Here is an 18,083-nt window from a genome sequence, read left to right as displayed (position 1 = left end):
ACCCACACAACATCGCTCATCCAAGGAGAATGTCCATGTCGAACCCATCGAAGTGCCCGTTCAACCACACCGCAGGCAGCGGCACGACGAACAAGGACTGGTGGCCGAATCAGCTGAACCTGAACGTACTGCATCGGCATTCGGCGCTGTCCGATCCGATGGACCCGGATTTCGACTACGCAGAAGCGTTCAAGAAGCTGGATCTCGCCGCGGTGAAGCAGGACCTGCATGCGCTGATGACGACCTCGCAGGACTGGTGGCCGGCCGACTTCGGCCACTACGGCGGCCTGTTCGTGCGCATGGCGTGGCACAGCGCCGGCACCTACCGCACGGCCGACGGCCGCGGCGGCGCCGGCGGCGGGCAGCAGCGCTTCGCGCCGCTCAACAGCTGGCCGGACAACGTCAGCCTCGACAAGGCCCGCCGCCTGCTGTGGCCGATCAAGCAGAAGTACGGCCGCAACATCTCGTGGGCCGACCTGCTGATCCTGACCGGCAACGTCGCGCTCGAATCGATGGGCTTCAAGACCTTCGGCTATGCCGGCGGCCGCGTCGACACGTGGGAGCCGGACGACGTCTACTGGGGCTCGGAAAAGATCTGGCTGGAACTGAGCGGCGGCCCGAACAGCCGCTACACCGGCAAGCGCGAGCTCGAAAGCCCGCTCGCCGCGGTGCAGATGGGCCTCATCTACGTGAACCCGGAAGGCCCGGACGGCAACCCCGACCCGGTCGCCGCCGCGCACGACATCCGCGAGACGTTCGCGCGCATGGCGATGAACGACGAGGAAACGGTCGCGCTGATCGCGGGCGGCCACACGTTCGGCAAGACGCACGGCGCCGGCCCGGCCTCGAACGTCGGCCCCGAGCCGGAAGCCGCGGGCCTTGAAGAGCAGGGTCTCGGCTGGAAGAGCACGTTCGGCACGGGCAAGGGCAAGGACACGATCACGAGCGGCCTCGAAGTCACGTGGACGTCGACGCCGACGCAGTGGAGCAACGATTTCTTCAAGCACCTGTTCAGCTACGAGTGGGAGCTCACGAAGAGCCCGGCCGGCGCGCACCAGTGGGTCGCGAAGGATGCCGGCGAAGTGATTCCCGATGCGTACGACGCGTCGAAGAAGCATCGCCCGACGATGCTGACGACCGACCTGTCGCTGCGTTTCGACCCGGCCTACGAAAAGATCTCGCGCCGCTTCTACGAGAACCCGGCCGAGTTCGCCGACGCGTTCGCACGCGCATGGTTCAAGCTCACGCACCGCGACATGGGCCCGCGCTCGCGCTATCTCGGCCCGGACGTGCCGGCGGAACACCTGCTGTGGCAGGACCCGATCCCGGCCGTCGATCACCCGCTGATCGACGCCGCCGACGTCGCCGCGCTGAAGGCGAAGGTGCTGGCCACCGGCCTGTCGGTGTCGCAGCTCGTGTCGACCGCATGGGCGTCGGCGGCGACGTTCCGCGGCTCGGACAAGCGCGGCGGCGCGAACGGCGCGCGCATTCGTCTCGCGCCGCAGAAGGACTGGGAAGTGAACCAGCCGGCAGCGCTCGCGGCGGTGCTCGAAACGCTCGAAGGCGTGCAGAAGGCGTTCAACGATGCGCAGACGGACGGCAAGAAGGTGTCGCTGGCCGACCTGATCGTGCTGGCCGGCGCGGCCGGCGTCGAGCAGGCGGCGAAGAACGCGGGTGTCGCGATCACGGTGCCGTTCGCGCCGGGCCGGATGGATGCGTCGCAGGAAGAAACCGACGTCGACGCGATGGCCGTGCTCGAGCCGGTGGCGGACGGGTTCCGCAACTACCTGAAGCACGCGTACAAGACGCCGGCCGAGGCGCTGCTGGTCGACAAGGCGCAGCTGCTGACGTTGACGGCGCCGGAGATGACGGTGCTGGTCGGCGGCTTGCGCGTGCTTGGCGCGAACGTCGGCGACTCGAAGCACGGCGTGTTCACCGATCGTCCGGGCACGCTGACGAACGATTTCTTCGCGAACCTGCTCGACATGGGTACGGAGTGGAAGCCGGTGTCGGGCGCGAACGACGTGTTCGAGGGGCGCGATCGTGCGACGGGCGCGGTCAAGTGGACGGGCACGCGCGTCGACCTGATCTTCGGCTCGCACTCGCAGTTGCGCGCGCTGGCCGAGGTGTACGGCAGCGCGGATGCGAAGGAGAAGTTCGTGCGCGACTTCGTCGCCGCCTGGAACAAGGTGATGAACCTCGACCGCTTCGATCTCGCGTGACCGACGGCTTCACGCCGCTCACGTAGCAAACGAAAACGGCCAGTCTCGCGACTGGCCGTTTTCATCATGGGTTCAACCTTGCGTCAGTCCGCCAGCCGCGCAGCCAGCGCCTCGACGCGCCGCGGATCCGCATTGACGGCCAGCGCGATCCTGCGGCCGTACTCCGGATCGGCCTTCTGGAAATACGACAGCATCGTGTACTTGACGTTCTCGTCCTTCACCTGCCCCAGATCGCCCGCGAGATTCGCGATCAGATCCTTGCGCGCGTTCTCCGGCAGCGATCGATAGAACGCACCGGCCTGCGCGAAGTTCCGCGTCCGCGCGATCGGCGCCTGCTGCGTCGTGCCGGTCAGCGGCAGCCGGCTGTACTTGTACCGCGCATCCGCCGACAGATCCTTCGCCGCGCTCGGCTCGTAGTTCACGGTGCCCTTGGTCATGCCGCCGTTCATCGCGCCGTCCTGGTTGTGGTTCGCCACGTCGGCGCGCGGGCGATTCACCGGCAATTGCAGCCCGTTCACGCCCACCCGATGCAGCTGCGTATCCGCATACGCGAACAGGCGGCCTTGCAGCAGCCGGTCTTCCGACGGCTCGATGCCCGGCACCAGATTCGACGGCGCCATCGCGGCCTGCTCCGTTTCCTGGAAGATGTTCGCCGGATTGCGATCGAGCGTCATCGTGCCGATCTTGATCTCGGGAACGTCGGGCCAGATCTTCGTGGCGTCGAGCGGATCGAACTCGAAGCGCGCGAGCTGCTCGGGCTTCAGCACCTGGATATACAGATCCCATTTCGGGAAGTTGCCGGCGGCAATGGCCGCCTGCAAATCACGCGTCATGTGATTGAAGTCCTTGCCCTGAATGCGCTCGGCTTCCTTCGCGTCGAGATTGTGCTCGCCCTGCAAGCTCTTCCAGTGGAATTTCACGTAGTGCACGTCGCCGCGCGCGTTGACGAACTTGTACGCGTGCACGCTGTTGCCGTCCATCTCGCGATAGCTTCTCGGCGTGCCGTAGTCCGAATAAAGGCGCGTGAGCATGTGCGTCGCTTCGGGTTGATGCGAGAAGAAATCGAAGAAGCGGTTCGGATCCTGGATGTTCGTGTCCGGCGCCGGCTTCAGCGAATGAACCATGTCCGGGAACTTGATCGCGTCGCGGATGAAGAACACCGGCAGGTTGTTGCCCACCAGATCCCAGTTGCCTTCCGACGTATAGAACTTCGTCGCGAAGCCGCGCGGGTCGCGCAGCGTCTCCGGCGACGTGCCGCCGTGGATCACGCTCGAGAACCGGACGAACACCGGCGTGTCGGTGCCCGGCGCGAACACCTTCGCCTGCGTGTAGTCGGAAATGTCGCGGGTCGCGATGAAGTGTCCGTATGCGCCGGTGCCGCGCGCGTGCACGACGCGCTCCGGAATGCGCTCACGGTCGAAACGCTGCAGTTTCTGGATCAGGTTGACGTCCTGCAGCACGACGGGGCCACCGGGGCCGGCCGTCTGCGAGTTCTGGTTGTCGCCGACGGGCGCGCCGTTGTCGCGTGTCAGTGTCGATGCGCTCGCGTCGAAGGTCAGGACGGTCGCGCATACCAGCAAAGCGGTACGCCATGCGGCTTGCGTGTTGTACATCTGTCGACTCCATGTTTGAAATGGGGCCTCACTGTAATTCGCATGTAAGCCGGCCGTGAATTGACTTATTCATATCGGCTCGATTGGCGATCGCTATCGTCGCGGTTCGCGGCGGCACGATCGGCGAGTGAAAAAATATGCGCCGGCTCGGACCGGTCCGAGCACCGGCCGATTTTCAGACTGGGCCGATTCATTTCACGCAGCCGCGCATTCGACAATGCCTGCACCCTGCCCGATCCGCTTGCCGGTCCCGCCGGCCGGGAACTCGACCACTCAGGAGCAAGCACCATGAACGATGCAGGATCGCCCATCCGCCATGCCGCCGACGTCGCGGCCGATACGCCGCACGATGCCGGCGGCCACACGCTGCAACGCGGCCTCAGCTGGAAGGACGCGTTCTGGGTCACGAGCGGCGTGCCCGCCGGCGTGCTGTTCACGATCGGCGGCGTGTCCGCGACGATCGGCCACCCGGCGTGGGCCGTGTGGATCGCCGCGATCACGATGGGGCTGATTCAAAGCGCGACCTACGCGGAGATTTCCAGCCTGTTTCCGCATAAATCGGGCGGTGCGTCGGTGTACGGCGCGATCGGCTGGGTTCGTTACAGCAAGCTGATTGCGCCGGTATCCGTATGGTGCAACTGGCTCGCGTGGTCGCCGATGCTCGCGCTCGGCTGCGGCCTCGCGGCGAGCTATGCGCTCACGAGTCTCTTTCCCGCCGATGCGGCGGTGCTGCACTGGCAGCTCAAGGTGGCGGATCTCGGGTTCATCAAGCCCGGTCTGTCTTTGCGGATCAACGCGACGTTCATCATCGCGACGATTCTGCTTCTCATCACGTTCAAACTTCAGCACAGCGGTGCGTCGAAGGCCGCGCGCACGCAGCGCATTCTCGGCATCGCGTCGCTCACGCCGCTCTTGATCGTCGGCATCGTGCCGTTCGTCACCGGCGACGTGCCGATGTCGAACCTGCTCCCGCTGCTGCCGCTCGGTCACGACGCGCAGGGCAACCTCACGGCCGCGACCTTCGGCGCGTGGAACGGGCAGGGCGTGACGATGGCGCTCGGCGCGATGTTCATGGCCGGCTGGGCGTCGTACGGTTTCGAGACGGCCGTCTGCTACACGCGTGAATTCCGCGATCCGCGGCGCGATACCGCGAAGGCGATCTTCTGGTCGGGCGCGCTGTGTCTCGTCGTGATGACGCTCGTGCCGATGGCGTTCCAGGGCGCGCTCGGCACCCAGGCGATGCTCGATCCGGCGATCGGCGACGGCACCGGCGTCGCAGCCGCGATGGCAAAGATCGTCGGCGGCGGCGCGTGGGTCGCGAATGCGGTCGTCGTGATGCTGATGCTGTCGATCCTGCTGATCGTGATGACGTCGATGATGGGTTCGTCGCGCACGCTGTACCAGGCGTCGGTCGACGGCTGGTTGCCGAAGTACCTGTCGCACGTAAACGAGCACGGTTCGCCCACGCGCGCGATGTGGACCGACCTCGGCTTCAACCTCGTGTTGCTGATGATGTCGGACTACATGACGGTGCTGTCGATCTCGAACGTCTGCTACATGCTGTTCGTATTCCTGAATCTTCAGTCTGGCTGGATACACCGGATGGATCGCGGCAACTGGGATCGGCCGTTCCGCTGCCCGACGTGGCTGCTCGTCGCGGGCTCGATCTGCGGCTACGCGAACCTCGTTTATGCGGGCGCGGGCGCCGATCTGCAAGGCGAGGGCACGCTGCGCAACGGGCTGATCGCGATGTTGCTGATCGTGCCGGTGTTCCTGTATCGCCACTACTGGCAGGACCGCGGCCGCTTCCCCGCGCAAATGCAGCGCGACATGGAGCTCAAGGTGCCGACGCGCAGCATGTGGCTGAATCTCGCGCCGTACGCGGCGCTGATCGGCGCGGTGCTGGCGGTCGCCGGTTCCCATTACTTCGCGTGGGGCCGTTGAGCATTCGCTGCCGGCTTCCGGCCGGCGGCGATACGCGCGGCCTGCCGGGCCGACCTTCGCCGGGACAAGACCCGGGAGCGGGCGTTCGATGGTGGCCGGTGGGCGCGGCCACGTCACGATTCACATGCTGATCGTGCTGCATGCTCCAAAACGCTGCCAGATGCGAGCATCGAGCGCCCGCCCCCGGGTCCACACGCGCGGACGATACCGATCTCCGCACGATGCTGTTTCATCGCGACGGCACGACATGGCGAACCGGCCGCACAGAACAGGACCAGTCCGACCGGCAAGCGCTGCCGATCTTCCCGTTGCCTGATGGTCCCGCGCATTCCACGTCAATAGAATGAATCGAACGAATCCGATTCGGACCGCGAATCATTCGTCCGATCTCGAATAACTTGACGTGAACCACCCGAGGCGCCTCCACACGCGTATCTCCATGCGGGCCGCATGGGCAAAGCCGGCATGTCGTGAGGCGACGTGAAATGCTGAAAAAACTGCTCAGAAACCGCGCGCTCGCCGTGCTCGTCGCCGACATCGCGATGATCGTCACGATCGCGGTCGTGATGCTGGACGAAACGACCATGTCGCTCGCGGCGCTGCGAACGGAAACCGTGCTCGTCGCGACGAGCGTGCTGTGCGCGACCTTCCTGCTGGGCCTGATCGACCGCGACCTGAGCGACAACGGCGTGCGCATCGCGCGTTATCTGCTTCGCGCGCTCGCGCTATGGCTGATCGCCCAGGGCAGCGTGTTCGTCATGATGATCGCGATGGCCGCGGTCAATGTCGCGTCGTTCGCGTGGTTCGTTCGCTGGACGCTGGGCGTCGCGGTGTCGCTGATCGCGTTTCGCATCGCGCTGTTCGTATGGCGGTGCCGCCGCGTGCGCGCGCCCAAGCGTTATCGCGCGATCGCGCTCGCGGGGACCGACGAGCGCATCGCGCAACTGACGTCCGCGGTGGAGCGCATGGCTTCGCCGTACCGGTTCGTCGCGATCTATCGGGTTTCGCCGGACGCCGGGACGAGCGCCGGCGAGCTTCCGGTACACCGCGACCTCGCGACGTTTGCGAGACACGCGCGGCAGCTTCGCGCGAGCGAGGTCTGGATCGCGTTGCCGCTGAGCGAAGAGCGCGCGATCGTCGACGTGATCGAGGAATTCCGTCACGACTTCGTCGATCTGCGGCTGCTGCCCGACGTGAGCCAGCTCGCGCCGTTCGGCAGTCAGGCCGACGAAGTGCTCGGCCAGCCGGCCATCTCGCTCGCCGTGTCGCCGCTGACACCGCGTGCGCGGATGCTGAAGGCGGCGTTCGATCGTACCTTCGCCGCGGTCGCGCTGATCGCGCTGATGCCGTTGCTGCTCGTCATCGGCGTCGCGGTGAAGCTGTCGTCGCCGGGGCCCGTGTTCTTTACGCAGAAGCGGCGCGGCGCCGACGGCGAAACCTTCGCCATCTACAAGTTCCGCACGATGAAGCTGCACGTCGAGCGGGACGGCACGGTCGTGCAGGCGATGCGCAACGATCCGCGCGTCACGGCCGTCGGCGCGCTGTTGCGACGCACGAGCCTCGACGAGCTGCCGCAGTTCATCAACGTGCTGCTCGGCGACATGTCGGTGGTCGGCCCGCGCCCGCACGCGGTCGAGCACGACGCGCAGTACCGCACGATCGTCGACGGCTACATCCATCGCTACCGGATCAAGCCCGGCATCACCGGATGGGCGCAGGTCAACGGGCTGCGCGGCGCGACCGAACGCGTCGAAAGCATGCAGTCGCGCATCGAGCATGACCTGTACTACCTGCGCAACTGGTCGTTCGCGCTCGATCTGCGAATCATCGGCGCGACCGTGCTGAAAGGGATCGTGCATCCCAACGCCTACTGAGCGGCCGGCCGCGTTCGCGTGACCAGCGAACGCGGCGCGCACTCACCCGAACCCCGCTCGCGCCCGGCTACCCCGGGCCGAGCGCGCGCGGCCGCCGCACCCCGGCGCCGCCATCAAGGAATGTCAGATGAAGACCTCGAACGTTTCGACCGCGGCCGGCGCACGCCGGCGTGCGGTACACGCGATACGCACGGCGTCGCTCGCGGTGCTGGCCGGCCTCGCGCTGTCCGCGTGCGCGCTCGCGCCCGGCATGAGAATGGGCGATCACGCGTTCGTCCAGGAACTGCGCGCGACGCGCGCGCCCGATGCGGCGCCGGGCATCGCACGCGCGGACGCGCCGCCTGCGCGCCTGCCCGTGCCCATCGTGCAGATCGACCCGCAGTTGATCCAGCGCCAGCGCGCCGAGAAGGCGGCCGCGACGGCCGCGCTGTCGGCGCTCGACGCCCCCGCCGCTTCGCGCTATCGGATCGGCCCCGGCGACGTGTTGCAGATCACCGTCTGGGACCATCCGGAGCTGGCCGCCGCCCAGCCCGGCTCGCCGCAGACGCCGCCGCGCGCGGCCGATCCGGTTGCCGGGTTCGTCGTCGACGATCGCGGCAATCTGACGTTTCCGTATGCCGGCAAGCTGAAAGTCGCGGGCCTGAGCGCCGCCGATGCCCAGGCGCGCGTCACGCAGGCGCTCGCGCGCGTCTATCGCGACCCGCAGGTGACGCTGCGCGTCGCGTCGTACCGTTCTCAGCAGGTCTATATCGACGGCGAAGTGCATGCGCCGGGCGCGCAGGCGGTCAACGACGTGCCGATGACGCTCGCCGACGCGCTCGCCCGCGCCGGCGGCTTCACGCCGGCGGCCGACCAGAGCGACGTGACGCTCGTTCGCGACGGTGTGCCGGTGCGCATCGACGTCGCGAAGATGATTCGCGAGCATCGCAATCCGGCCGACATCGTGCTGCGCGGCGGCGATCTGCTGAAGATCGCCGCGCGCGACGACAACGGCGTATACGTGATGGGCGAAGTCAACCGCCCGCTGCGCGCGCTCCCGAAGCGCAACGGCCGCCTCACGCTCGGCGACGCGCTGCTGCAGGCCGGCAGCATCAACTCGAACACGGCGGATGCCGCGCAAATGTTCGTGATCCGCGGCGATGCGCGCGGCACGCCGACCGTATTCCATCTCGATGCGCGCTCGCCGGTCGCGATGGTGCTCGCGAACGAATTCGAGCTGGAACCGAACGACACCGTCTACGTCGACGGCAACGGCCTCGTGCGCTTCAGCCGCGTGCTCGCGCTGCTGTTGCCGAGCGTCAACACGGGCGCCGCCGCCGCGCTGGCAACCAAATGAGCGCGCGCCCGTCCCTGCTCGTCGTGTGCGAAGGCAATCTGTGCCGCAGCCCGATCGCCGCCGCGCTGCTGGCGGCACGGCTGCCGCACGCGACGGTCCGCTCCGCCGGCCTCGCGCCGCGCACCGGCGATCCGGCCGATCCGCTCGCCCGCGCCGTCGCGCGCGAGCTCGGTCTCGATCTCGACGCGCACGTGGCCGGCCCCGTCACGGCCGACCTGTGCCGGTACGCGGACCTGATCCTCGTGATGGACCGCGCGCAGCAGCGCGATGTCGAAGCGCGCCACCTGTTCACGCGCGGCCGCGTGTTTCGCCTCGGCGAGCACGCGATCGCGCCCGGCGGCACGCGCGCCGGCTTCGACGTTCCCGATCCCTATCGCGGCACGCGCGCCGACTTCGTGCGCTGCGCATCGCTGATCGCCGCCGCCGTCGACGGCTGGCGCCCGCTCATCCTCGCGCGCTGGCCCGACCGGCCGGCCGCCCTTTCCCCGTCGACCTCATCATGACCGCATCGCCTTCCCGCGAACCCGCTGCCGAAAGCGAGTTCGATCTCGTTCACGCGCTCGACGTGCTCGGCGGCGCACGCTGGACCATCGCCGCCCTGACCGCCGCCGGGCTCGGCGTCGGCGCGCTGTACGCCTTCCTCGCGCCGCCGACCTATCAGGCCGACCTGATGATCCAGACCGACGACGGCGGCGACAGCGCGGCGAAGAACCTGCTCGGCGACGCCGCGTCGTTCTTCAACGTCAACGCGCCGGCCTCGGCCGAAGCGCAGATTCTGTCGTCCCGGCTCGTGGTGACGCGCGCCGTGGACGATCTGCGCAGCTACATCGTCGCGAAACCGAAGCGCTTTCCGCTGATCGGCGATTTCGTGTCGCGCCTGAACGACGGCGTCGTGCAGCCGGGCCTGCTCGGCATCGGCGGCTATGCATGGGGCCAGGAACGCGCGAACGTCACGCGCTTCGACGTGCCGAGGCGCGCGCAAGGCGACACGTTCAGCCTCACGCGCATCGATGCGCGGCGCTACCGGCTGTCCGGCCGGGATCTGCCCGACGACGCGATCGGCCACATCGGCCGCGCGGAAACCTTTGCCACGCGCCATGGCCCGCTGTCGATCGAGGTCGCCGGCTTCGACGCACTGCCCGGCACGCGCTTTCGCCTGATCCGCAACGGCCGCGCCGACACGATCGACGCGCTGCGCACCGCGCTCGACGTGCAGGAAAAGATCAAGCAGTCGGGCGTGCTCGTCGCGACGCTGCGCGGCGACGATCCGGCTGCGCTGGGCGCAACGCTCAACGCGCTCGCGCAACGCTACGTCGAACAGAACGTCGAGCGCCGCTCCGCGGAGGCCGCGCACTCGCTGGCGTTCCTCCGGGACCAGTTACCGACCGTCAAGCGGCAGCTCGAAGAGGCCGAGCAACGCTATGCGACGCTGCGCAGCAGCGGGCATTCGATCGACCTCGCCGAGGAAGGCAAGCTCGCGCTGCAGCAGGGCGCGGACCTGCAGACCCGCGTGCTCGAACTGCAGCAGAAACGCGACGAGCTGTCGCGGCGGTTCCTGCCGTCGCATCCCGACATGGCCGCGCTCGATGCGCAGCTCGCGACGCTGCGGCATCGGCAGGCCGCGCTCGACACGGATCTCGCGCGGCTGCCGCAGCGGCAGCGCGACGAAGTGCGCGCGCAACTCGACGTGAAGGTCGGCACCGATCTCTACACGGCGCTGCTGAACAACATCCAGCAGCTCGAACTGGTCAAGGCCGGCAAGACCGGCAACGTGCGCGTCGTCGATACGGCCGTCGCGCCGGACGATCCCGTGCGGCCGAACCGTCCGGTCGCGATCGGCGTGGGCGCGCTCGTCGGGCTCGCGCTCGGGATGCTGATCGCGTTCGCCCGCGACTTCCTCTATGGCGGCCTGCGCAGCGTCGACGAGATCGAGCGCCACGCCGGGCTGCCGGTGCTGGCGGTCGTGCCGTCCGCCGCCGGCCAGCGCGCGATGATGCGCGCGATCGAGCGTCAGGACGCCGGCCCGCACCTGCTCGCGCTCGCCGAGCCGTACGAGCCGGCGATCGAAAGCCTGCGCAGCCTGCAGACCGCGCTGCATTTCTCGCTTGCACAGGACGCGCGCCCGGTCGTGCTGATCACGGGGCCGGCGCCGGGCGCCGGCAAGTCGTTCGTCGCGGCGAATTTCGCGGCGGTGCAGGCGGCCGACGGCAAGCGGGTGCTGCTGATCGACGGCGATCTGCGCAAGGGGCGCCTGCATCAGTATTTCGGTGTCGCGCGCGACAACGGCCTTGCCGATGCGCTCGCGGCACGTGCGGCGCACGACGGCATCGTGCATCGCGCGGTCGAGCCGAATCTGGACTTCATCGCGACGGGCGCGTTGCCGCACGCGCCGGCCGCGCTGCTGCAGCGCGAGAGCGTCGGCGCGCTGATCGGGCAATGGCGCGCGCAGTACGACATGGTCGTGATCGACGCGCCGCCGGTGCTTGCCGCCGCCGACGCAAGCTGGCTCGGCAAGCACGCCAGCGCGATCCTGCTGGTCGCGCGCGCGGGCAAGACGAAGGCCGGCGAACTCGCCGAAGCCGCGAAGCGCGTCGCGGGCCACGGCGGCGCGGCGCCCCGCGTCGTGCTGAACGGCATCGACGCGCGCGGCGGGCGCTGCGCGTACGGCACGAAATACGGCGGCTACCGCTACACCGAATACCGCTATGCGAACGAGCCCGAGGACGCGTCCGCGCGCGGCTGGCGCGCGGCGCTGCGCCGCCTGACCGGGAGAGCGGCATGACGGTCGCCGATCTGGCCACGCCCGCCTCCCGACACGGGGCCGCCCATGCGCCCACGCGCGCACCCGAGCGCGCCGGGCCGCCGTTGCGCATCGCGATGGTGGTCGAGGCGGCCGGCGGCGGCGTCGCCGTGCATCTCGTCGACCTGATTGCCGGCCTCCACGCGCGCGCGAACGTCGAGATCCATCTGATCGCGCCGCGCGGCGCGCGTTTCGACGAAGCCATCCTCGCCGACACGCCCCTGCGTTGCGCGTCGTTTCATCGGCTGCCGTTCCGCCGTTCGGTCGGCCTGCACGACGTCGGCGCTGCACGCGCGCTCGCCCGGCTGCTGCACGAGATCGGGCCGGATGTGGTCCACAGCCACAGTTCCAAAGCCGGCGCGCTCGCGCGCCTGTGCGGCGGGCCGTGGAAACAGATCTACACGCCGCACGCCGTGTATACGCTGAACCCGACGCTGTCGGCCGTGAAGCGCCGCGTCTACGGCGGCATCGAGCGCTGGCTCGGCAATCGCCGCTCCGACGCGGTGATCGCCGTCTCCGGCGACGAAGCCGACCACCTGCACGCCCTCGGCATCGCGCGCGACCGGATCCGCACGATCCCGAACGGCGTGACGCCGCCCGCGCTGCTGCCGCGCGAAGCCGCGCGCGCCGCGCTCGGCGTGCCGGACGACGCGTTCGTCATCGGCTTCGTCGGCCGCTTCGATGCGCAGAAGGGCGTCGACCGGCTGGTGCGCATCGCGCGCACGCTCGCCGCGCGCGACGACGGCCGGCTGCACATCGTCGCGATCGGCTCCGGCGACTTCAACCGCGCCGCGGGGGCCGAAGCGGACGACCTGCCGCTGAACCTGCGCGTCGCGGGGCGTATCGACAACGCGCGGCGCTACTTCTCCGCGTTCGACGTGTTCGCGCTGCCGAGCCGCTACGAAGGGTTCCCGTACGTATGCATCGAGGCCGTCGCCGCGCAGGTGCCGATCGTCGCGACCCGCGTCGCGGGCGCGGCCGAACTCGTCGACGGCCACCAGGTCGGCCTGAGCGTCGCCAACGACGACGACCCGCGCGAATTCGCCGCCGCGCTCGCGCATCTCGCCGGCTCTCCGGCACGGCTCGCGAGCATGCGCGAGCAGTGCGCGCTCGCCGCCCGTCATTACTCGGCGGACACGATGGTCGAGCGCACGCTCGCCGTCTACCGCGAACGCCTCGAGGAGGCCCCCCGATGAGCGCCCCCGTTCATGTCGCGCTGCTGCACGCATACAGCACGCGCAATTCCGGCGACGGCCTGCTCGTCGACCTGTCGATCGGCCTGCTGCGTGACGCGTTCGGCCCGCACGTGCGGGTCACCGTGGTCGCCGCCGATCCGGCATCGTTTGCGCATCTGCCCGACGTTCATCCGGCTCCGGTGCTCGCGGCGCGCGGCGCGGCCCGCGTCGTGCAGGCAGGCGCGGCGCCGCTGCCGGTCGCGCTCAATCCTTCGCTCGGCGCGCTCGGCCACCTGCTGGACGGCGTCGACCTGATCGTCGGCGTGGGCGGCGGCTACCTGCGCGCGCGCACCGCGATCGAAGCGCTGAAGCTCGAAGCCGGCCACCTGCTGCAGATGCGGCTCGCGCGCGCCGCGCGCAAGCCGACCGTCTACCTGCCGCAAAGCATCGGGCCCGCGGCGAACCGGCCGTGGCTCGCCGCGCATCTGCGGACGATGCTCGGATCGTTCGACGACGTGTTCGTGCGCGACGACCGGTCGGTCGCCTTCCTCGCCGGCAACGCGAACACGCGCCGCGCGCCGGACCTGGCGGTACTCGAGTTCGCGCGCCGCCACGCCGGCGTCGCCCCGCGTCGCCCGGCCGCGGACACACGGCCCGCGCACATCGCGATCGTGCTGCGCAAGCCGCCCGCGTGGAACGACGCGCAGCGCGCACGCTATCACGCGTCGACCGTCGCGCTGATCGCGCTGCTGCGTCCCGCGTGCCGGTTGACGTTCGCGGTTCAGAGCACCGGCCGCGGCAACGACGACAGCGCGTACTACCGCACGCTCGGCATCGACGCGCCGAGTTCACTCAAGCATGTCCTCGCGCACGACACGCCCGACGCCGTCGTATCGGTGCGCCTGCACGGCGCGCTCGAATCGATCCTGCACGGCGTGCCGGCATACCACCTGAGCTACGAACGCAAGGGTTTCGGCGCATACGCCGATCTCGGCGTGGCCGACTGGGTCGCGAACGCGGCGGACTTCGACGCGGCGGCCGTCGCGCGAACGCTGCTCGCCCCCGGCGCGCTCGCGCGCTTTCGCGACGCGACGCACGGCGGACTGACGCGCCTGCAGTCGGCGCGCGACGCCCTCGTCGCGTCGCTGCGTAACGCCGTGTCCCGGCCGGCCGCGCGATGACGGCGCTCGGCTCCCGGCTCGCGCTGCGCATCGCCGCGCTCGCGATGAAGTTCGCGTTGACGCTCGCGGTCGCGCGCACGCTCGGCTTCGATGCCGTCGCCGCCTACGGCTTCGCCGTCGCCGTGTCGGTCGTCGCGTCGAAAGTGCTCGGGCTCGGCTTCAGCACCGAGCTGAACCGGCGGCTTTCAGGCGATGCGCCGGCGAATGCGATCCGCACCGCGACGCGCGTGTTCGCGCGCTACGGCGTCGTATATGCGGCGCTCTGCGCACCGCTCGCGGTGCCCGGCTGGGCGGCTCGCGTGCTGCACGTCGCGGCGCTGCCCGACCTGCCGCTCGTGCTCGTTGCATTCATCGCATGCGCCGAACACGCGGCGCTCGAAATCAATACCTATCTGTTTTCGCTGCATCGCGCCCGCGTCGCGTCGTGGCTGCTGTTCGTGCGGACCGGCGCGTGGGCCGGCGTCGCGATCGCGGCGCTCGCGGCCGGTGCGATCGGGTCGGTCGACGCGCTGTTCGTGCTGTGGCTGACGGCCGATGTCGCGGTGGTCGCCATCGGCTGGGCGGTCATCTCGCGCATCGCGCGCGCCCAGCCCGCGTCGCGCACCGCGGCCCGCCCGCCCGCGGGCAGCCTGGCGGCCGTGTGGCGCGACGGACTGCCGTTCTTCGTCGCATTGCTGCTGATGTCGGTCCTGCAATATCTGGAGCGCTTCGTCGCGGCCGGCGCGTTGCCGGCCGCCGAACTGGGCCGGTACGTGTTCGTCTGGTCGATCGCGAATGCGATCCAGACCGTCGCGGCGGCGACCGTCGTCGTGGTCGCCGCGCCGCGCTTCGTGAGCGCGCTCGGCGCGGCGCGCGCCGCGTTCCGACGCGAACTCGCCCGCTCGATCGGCGCATCGTTCGCGTTGACGGCCGCCGCCGCCGTCGCGATCGCCGCGCTGCACGGGCCGGTTTTCCAGCTCGCGCACCAGCGCGCCGGGACACTGCAGACGGCCGGCCTCGCGATCCTGTCGACGTCGTTCGTGCTGCGCGCGCTCGCCGACGTGCTGTGGGCGGCGGCCGTCGCGCTGCGCGCGGGCCGGCCGGTCGCGCTCGCGATGGTGGCGCTGACGCTCGCCTGCCTGCCGGTGTCGATCGCGCTGGTTCGCGGCCTCGGCGCGCTCGGCGCGGCGTACGCCCATCTCGCCGCGAGCGTCGCGATGACGGCCGCGCTCGCGTGCATCGTCGCGTCGCGCCGTGCCCGCACGGCCGGCGCGTTACCGGGAGCCGCCGATGCTTCGTAAGCTGATGGCAAGCGGGCCGCTGCTGAGCCGTCGGCTCGTCGATGCGATCGCCGCGTGCGTCGCGCTGCTGTATCTCGCGGTCTATGCGAACGCACGGGCGCTGCTGCCCGAGTTCATCTTCCGCGATGCCGACAAGATCGATACGCAGATCAGCGGCGGCGCAACCTACGACGGCACGTCGTTCGATGCGGTCGGCCGCTTCTATCGCGCGCTCGGCGGCGCGGGCACCAGCGTGTTCGTCGCCGCGCTCGGCGTGCTGTTCATCTGGCTCGCGCTGCGGCAAACGCGTCGCGCCGGCTCGCTGTTCGCCAACCTCGTGCTGATCGCACCCTGCCTGTTCTTCAACCTGTTCGTCGCCAGCAAGGACACGCTCGTCGTGCTGATCGCGGTGCTGGTCGCGCTCGCCGCGCGCCGGTTCGGCACGGTGCGCACGCTGGCTATCGCCGTCGTGCTGTATGCCGGCTACGCGGCGCTCATCCGCAGCTATTTCGCGCTGATCGTGCTGTGCGCGGGCAGCGCGTGGGCGTTCCGCCGCGCGCCGTTGCCGCTGAAGATCGTCGCGCTGCTGCTGGCCGGCGCGGCATTCGTCGCGCTGCCCGATTCGGTCTACACGCTGCTTCAGCACCCGCGCGACGTGGCGGTCGACTACCTGGTGTACGAATCGCCGTTCGGCGCGCGGACGAGCTTCTACAATCCGTATCCGCCCGATTCGTTCCTGCATTTCGCCGGCAACTACGCGTACTCGGTCGCGCGGCTCAACCTGCCGATCCTGTTCTCGTTCGACGTGAAGGGCATCGCGATGCAGGGCTTCATCGCGCTCGTGCTCGCATCCGCGTGGCCGCGCGTCGCGCCGCCGGCCGACACGCGCGCCGCGTCGCTGCGCGGCGGCGACACGCTCGCGTGTCTGGTACTCGCGCACGTCGCGGTGTCGATGCTGTTCGAACCCGATCTGGGCAGCTACACACGGCATCTGTCGAGCGTCGCGCTGTTCGCCGCCGTGCTGTGGCCGTTGCGCACCGCTCGTGCGGCGGCCCCGGCCGCGCCGCCGGCCGCGTCAGTCGGGCCCGCGTAGCGGGCCCCGGCGATCGCGCAGCGCCCGCGCCACCGCGTCGAGCGCCGGCTTGGGCGTCCCGTCCGCGCGGACGAGGCCGTAGTTCCGCTGCGCGGCATCCGGCCCGTTCGGCGTGTCGGCCCATTCGTAGATCGAGATCAGCGGCGTCATCGATTCATTCGACGCGGCGAGCACAGTCGTCAGGCGTTTCGCCTGGCGCGCGTCGCCGGCGGGGCCGACCGACGTCGCGCCGTCCTCGGTGATCGCAACCGGCAGCCCATAGCGCGCCTGCACGTCGCGCGCGGCCGCGCGAATCCGCGCCGGCGCCATGCCGTACGCGTGGTACGAAATCGCGTCGACGCATCCGGCCAGCGACGGCACGAGCGGCTTCAGCAGCCGATCCGGCACCGAGCCGGCGAACGGCGCGCGCGAGAATGCGAAGCCGATCACCGGCACATGTGGGCGGCGCTCGCGCAAACGCACGCAGACGGCCCGCATGAACGGCGCGAACGTCGAATCGACCTCGCCGGTGGGCCAGTATTTGTCGAGGTCGGGCTCGTTCCACAGCTCGATGGCCAGCAGTTGCGCGCGGTATCGGTCGGCAAGCCGCGTCACCGTGTCCGCCAGCGTCGCGCCCGCTTCGGCGAGCGCAGCCATGCGCCGTTCGGCCGGCACATCGCGCGGCGCGAGCGGTTCGAGCGTGCGGATGGTCAGCAGCACCGGCAATTGCGCGTCGTGCGCCGCCGCGATCGCGGCATCGACTGCGCGGCGATACGCGGGCCGATCCAGCCGGTCGGTCCAGACGCCGATCCGCACGAAATCGAAGCCGGTGACGCGGATGCGCCGGGCGTCGTCCGCGCTGAACGACGGCAGTTTGACCTGCACGCCCACGAGCGGCGCACCGTCGCGCGACGGCGCCGGCCAATGCGCGCGCGCGCCGGCGCACGCGCATCCGGCCGCCAGCGCGAGCGCGGCGATCAACGGATAGCGAAAGACGACATGCATGGATGTCCTGCGATGAAGCGCGACGTGCCGATGCACGAACACGCGGAAGCGGAAAAAAGGCGCGTCGCGGCGGCCGTCGCGAGCCCGGCGGCGAAGGCCGTCGGCGCCGCATGGATCGCGATCGGCTTCCAGGCGATCCGCCGCCTCGCGGCGAGATCGGACAACGACATGATCGCGCACGCGAGCGACGCGAACGCGACCGGAATCACGCAGATCCGGATCAACGGAATGAAGAGGCCGCCGAGCGGCTGCGGCGCGGCGGCGTCGGCTCGGTACGGATGGTGTCGTTGATCAAGCGTCCTTCTCGCGAAGAAACGGCCGCACGGCGGCCGCCATACGCGTCGAACGCGCACGCGCGAATGCCCGGTGCTCGCATCTGGCAGCGTGATTTTCCGAACGGCAGCCGACATGAAACCGGCTTGCGGCCGCGCCCACCGGCCGCCATGGGACACTCGCGCCTGCACACTCGTCGTGCCGGTGAAAAAGGGGCCGCCCGTGACAGGCGGCCCAACCCAAATCACCCACCGGCGGCCCACTCGCCGCCGACGAATTCATTATTGCGTAACGGCCCGACGACGTGAATCAGCCAGGTCCTATTTCAC

Annotated in this window: 13 protein-coding genes; 10 read left to right on the top strand and 3 right to left on the bottom strand. The window is 69.6% G+C overall.

Going from position 1 to position 18,083, the window contains the following annotated elements; genetic code table 11:
* The first annotated feature begins 35 nt into the window (after nucleotides 1-35).
* On the top strand, nucleotides 36-2,222 hold the full coding sequence (katG, locus tag KPB06_RS02375) for a catalase/peroxidase HPI (protein ID WP_275905308.1): 2,187 nt from the start codon (nucleotides 36-38) through the stop codon (nucleotides 2,220-2,222).
* An 83-nt stretch (nucleotides 2,223-2,305) separates the two neighbouring features.
* Here the strand turns inward: katG and KPB06_RS02370 are convergent, their stop codons facing one another.
* A complete protein-coding gene (locus tag KPB06_RS02370; RefSeq protein WP_059578074.1) occupies nucleotides 2,306-3,835 on the bottom strand; it encodes a catalase in 1,530 nt (509 codons plus the stop codon).
* 288 nt (nucleotides 3,836-4,123) lie between these two features.
* Here KPB06_RS02370 and KPB06_RS02365 point away from each other — a divergent pair, with 288 nt between their 5' ends.
* The 9 genes from KPB06_RS02365 (at nucleotide 4,124) to KPB06_RS02325 (ending at nucleotide 16,497) form a co-directional block, all read left to right on the top strand.
* The gene (locus KPB06_RS02365; RefSeq protein ID WP_059608925.1) at nucleotides 4,124-5,779 is read left to right on the top strand and encodes a trimethylamine N-oxide permease; all 1,656 of its coding nucleotides are present in this window, start codon (nucleotides 4,124-4,126) and stop codon (nucleotides 5,777-5,779) included.
* 485 nt (nucleotides 5,780-6,264) lie between these two features.
* Nucleotides 6,265-7,653: an undecaprenyl-phosphate glucose phosphotransferase gene (locus KPB06_RS02360; RefSeq protein ID WP_059574695.1), complete on the top strand. Its 1,389-nt coding sequence runs from the start codon at nucleotides 6,265-6,267 to the stop codon at nucleotides 7,651-7,653.
* A gap of 127 nt (nucleotides 7,654-7,780) precedes the next feature.
* Entirely contained in the window at nucleotides 7,781-8,989 is a 1,209-nt protein-coding gene (locus tag KPB06_RS02355) for a polysaccharide biosynthesis/export family protein (protein ID WP_059574698.1), read from the top strand.
* Entirely contained in the window at nucleotides 8,986-9,492 is a 507-nt protein-coding gene (locus tag KPB06_RS02350) for a low molecular weight protein-tyrosine-phosphatase (RefSeq protein WP_059574699.1), read from the top strand. The genes KPB06_RS02355 and KPB06_RS02350 overlap by 4 nt, the downstream gene beginning before the upstream one ends.
* The gene (locus KPB06_RS02345) at nucleotides 9,489-11,771 is read left to right on the top strand and encodes a polysaccharide biosynthesis tyrosine autokinase (RefSeq protein WP_059608926.1); all 2,283 of its coding nucleotides are present in this window, start codon (nucleotides 9,489-9,491) and stop codon (nucleotides 11,769-11,771) included. The genes KPB06_RS02350 and KPB06_RS02345 overlap by 4 nt, the downstream gene beginning before the upstream one ends.
* Nucleotides 11,768-12,985, top strand: coding sequence for a glycosyltransferase (locus tag KPB06_RS02340; RefSeq protein WP_059608927.1), 1,218 nt, complete (start codon nucleotides 11,768-11,770; stop codon nucleotides 12,983-12,985). The genes KPB06_RS02345 and KPB06_RS02340 overlap by 4 nt, the downstream gene beginning before the upstream one ends.
* The gene (locus tag KPB06_RS02335; protein WP_089465907.1) at nucleotides 12,982-14,145 is read left to right on the top strand and encodes a polysaccharide pyruvyl transferase family protein; all 1,164 of its coding nucleotides are present in this window, start codon (nucleotides 12,982-12,984) and stop codon (nucleotides 14,143-14,145) included. Before KPB06_RS02340 ends, KPB06_RS02335 begins: the two co-directional genes overlap by 4 nt.
* Entirely contained in the window at nucleotides 14,142-15,425 is a 1,284-nt protein-coding gene (locus KPB06_RS02330; protein WP_059574703.1) for a polysaccharide biosynthesis protein, read from the top strand. The genes KPB06_RS02335 and KPB06_RS02330 overlap by 4 nt, the downstream gene beginning before the upstream one ends.
* Entirely contained in the window at nucleotides 15,415-16,497 is a 1,083-nt protein-coding gene (locus tag KPB06_RS02325; protein ID WP_059574800.1) for a hypothetical protein, read from the top strand. The genes KPB06_RS02330 and KPB06_RS02325 overlap by 11 nt, the downstream gene beginning before the upstream one ends.
* Here the strand turns inward: KPB06_RS02325 and KPB06_RS02320 are convergent.
* Together KPB06_RS02320 and KPB06_RS34530 are read right to left on the bottom strand one after the other, a co-directional pair.
* Nucleotides 16,480-17,481, bottom strand: coding sequence for a glycoside hydrolase family protein (locus tag KPB06_RS02320; RefSeq protein WP_059574705.1), 1,002 nt, complete (start codon nucleotides 17,479-17,481; stop codon nucleotides 16,480-16,482). The two genes, KPB06_RS02325 and KPB06_RS02320, sit on opposite strands and share 18 nt — an antisense overlap.
* Entirely contained in the window at nucleotides 17,454-17,891 is a 438-nt protein-coding gene (locus KPB06_RS34530; RefSeq protein WP_143328770.1) for a cation:dicarboxylate symporter family transporter, read from the bottom strand. The genes KPB06_RS02320 and KPB06_RS34530 overlap by 28 nt, the downstream gene beginning before the upstream one ends.
* Nucleotides 17,892-18,083 lie beyond the last annotated feature (192 nt).

This window comes from Burkholderia semiarida, assembly GCF_029268935.1.
Taxonomy (GTDB): domain Bacteria; phylum Pseudomonadota; class Gammaproteobacteria; order Burkholderiales; family Burkholderiaceae; genus Burkholderia; species Burkholderia semiarida.
The sequence above is the reverse complement of the archived record's forward strand: the minus strand, read 5'-3'. Positions and strand labels throughout refer to the sequence as shown.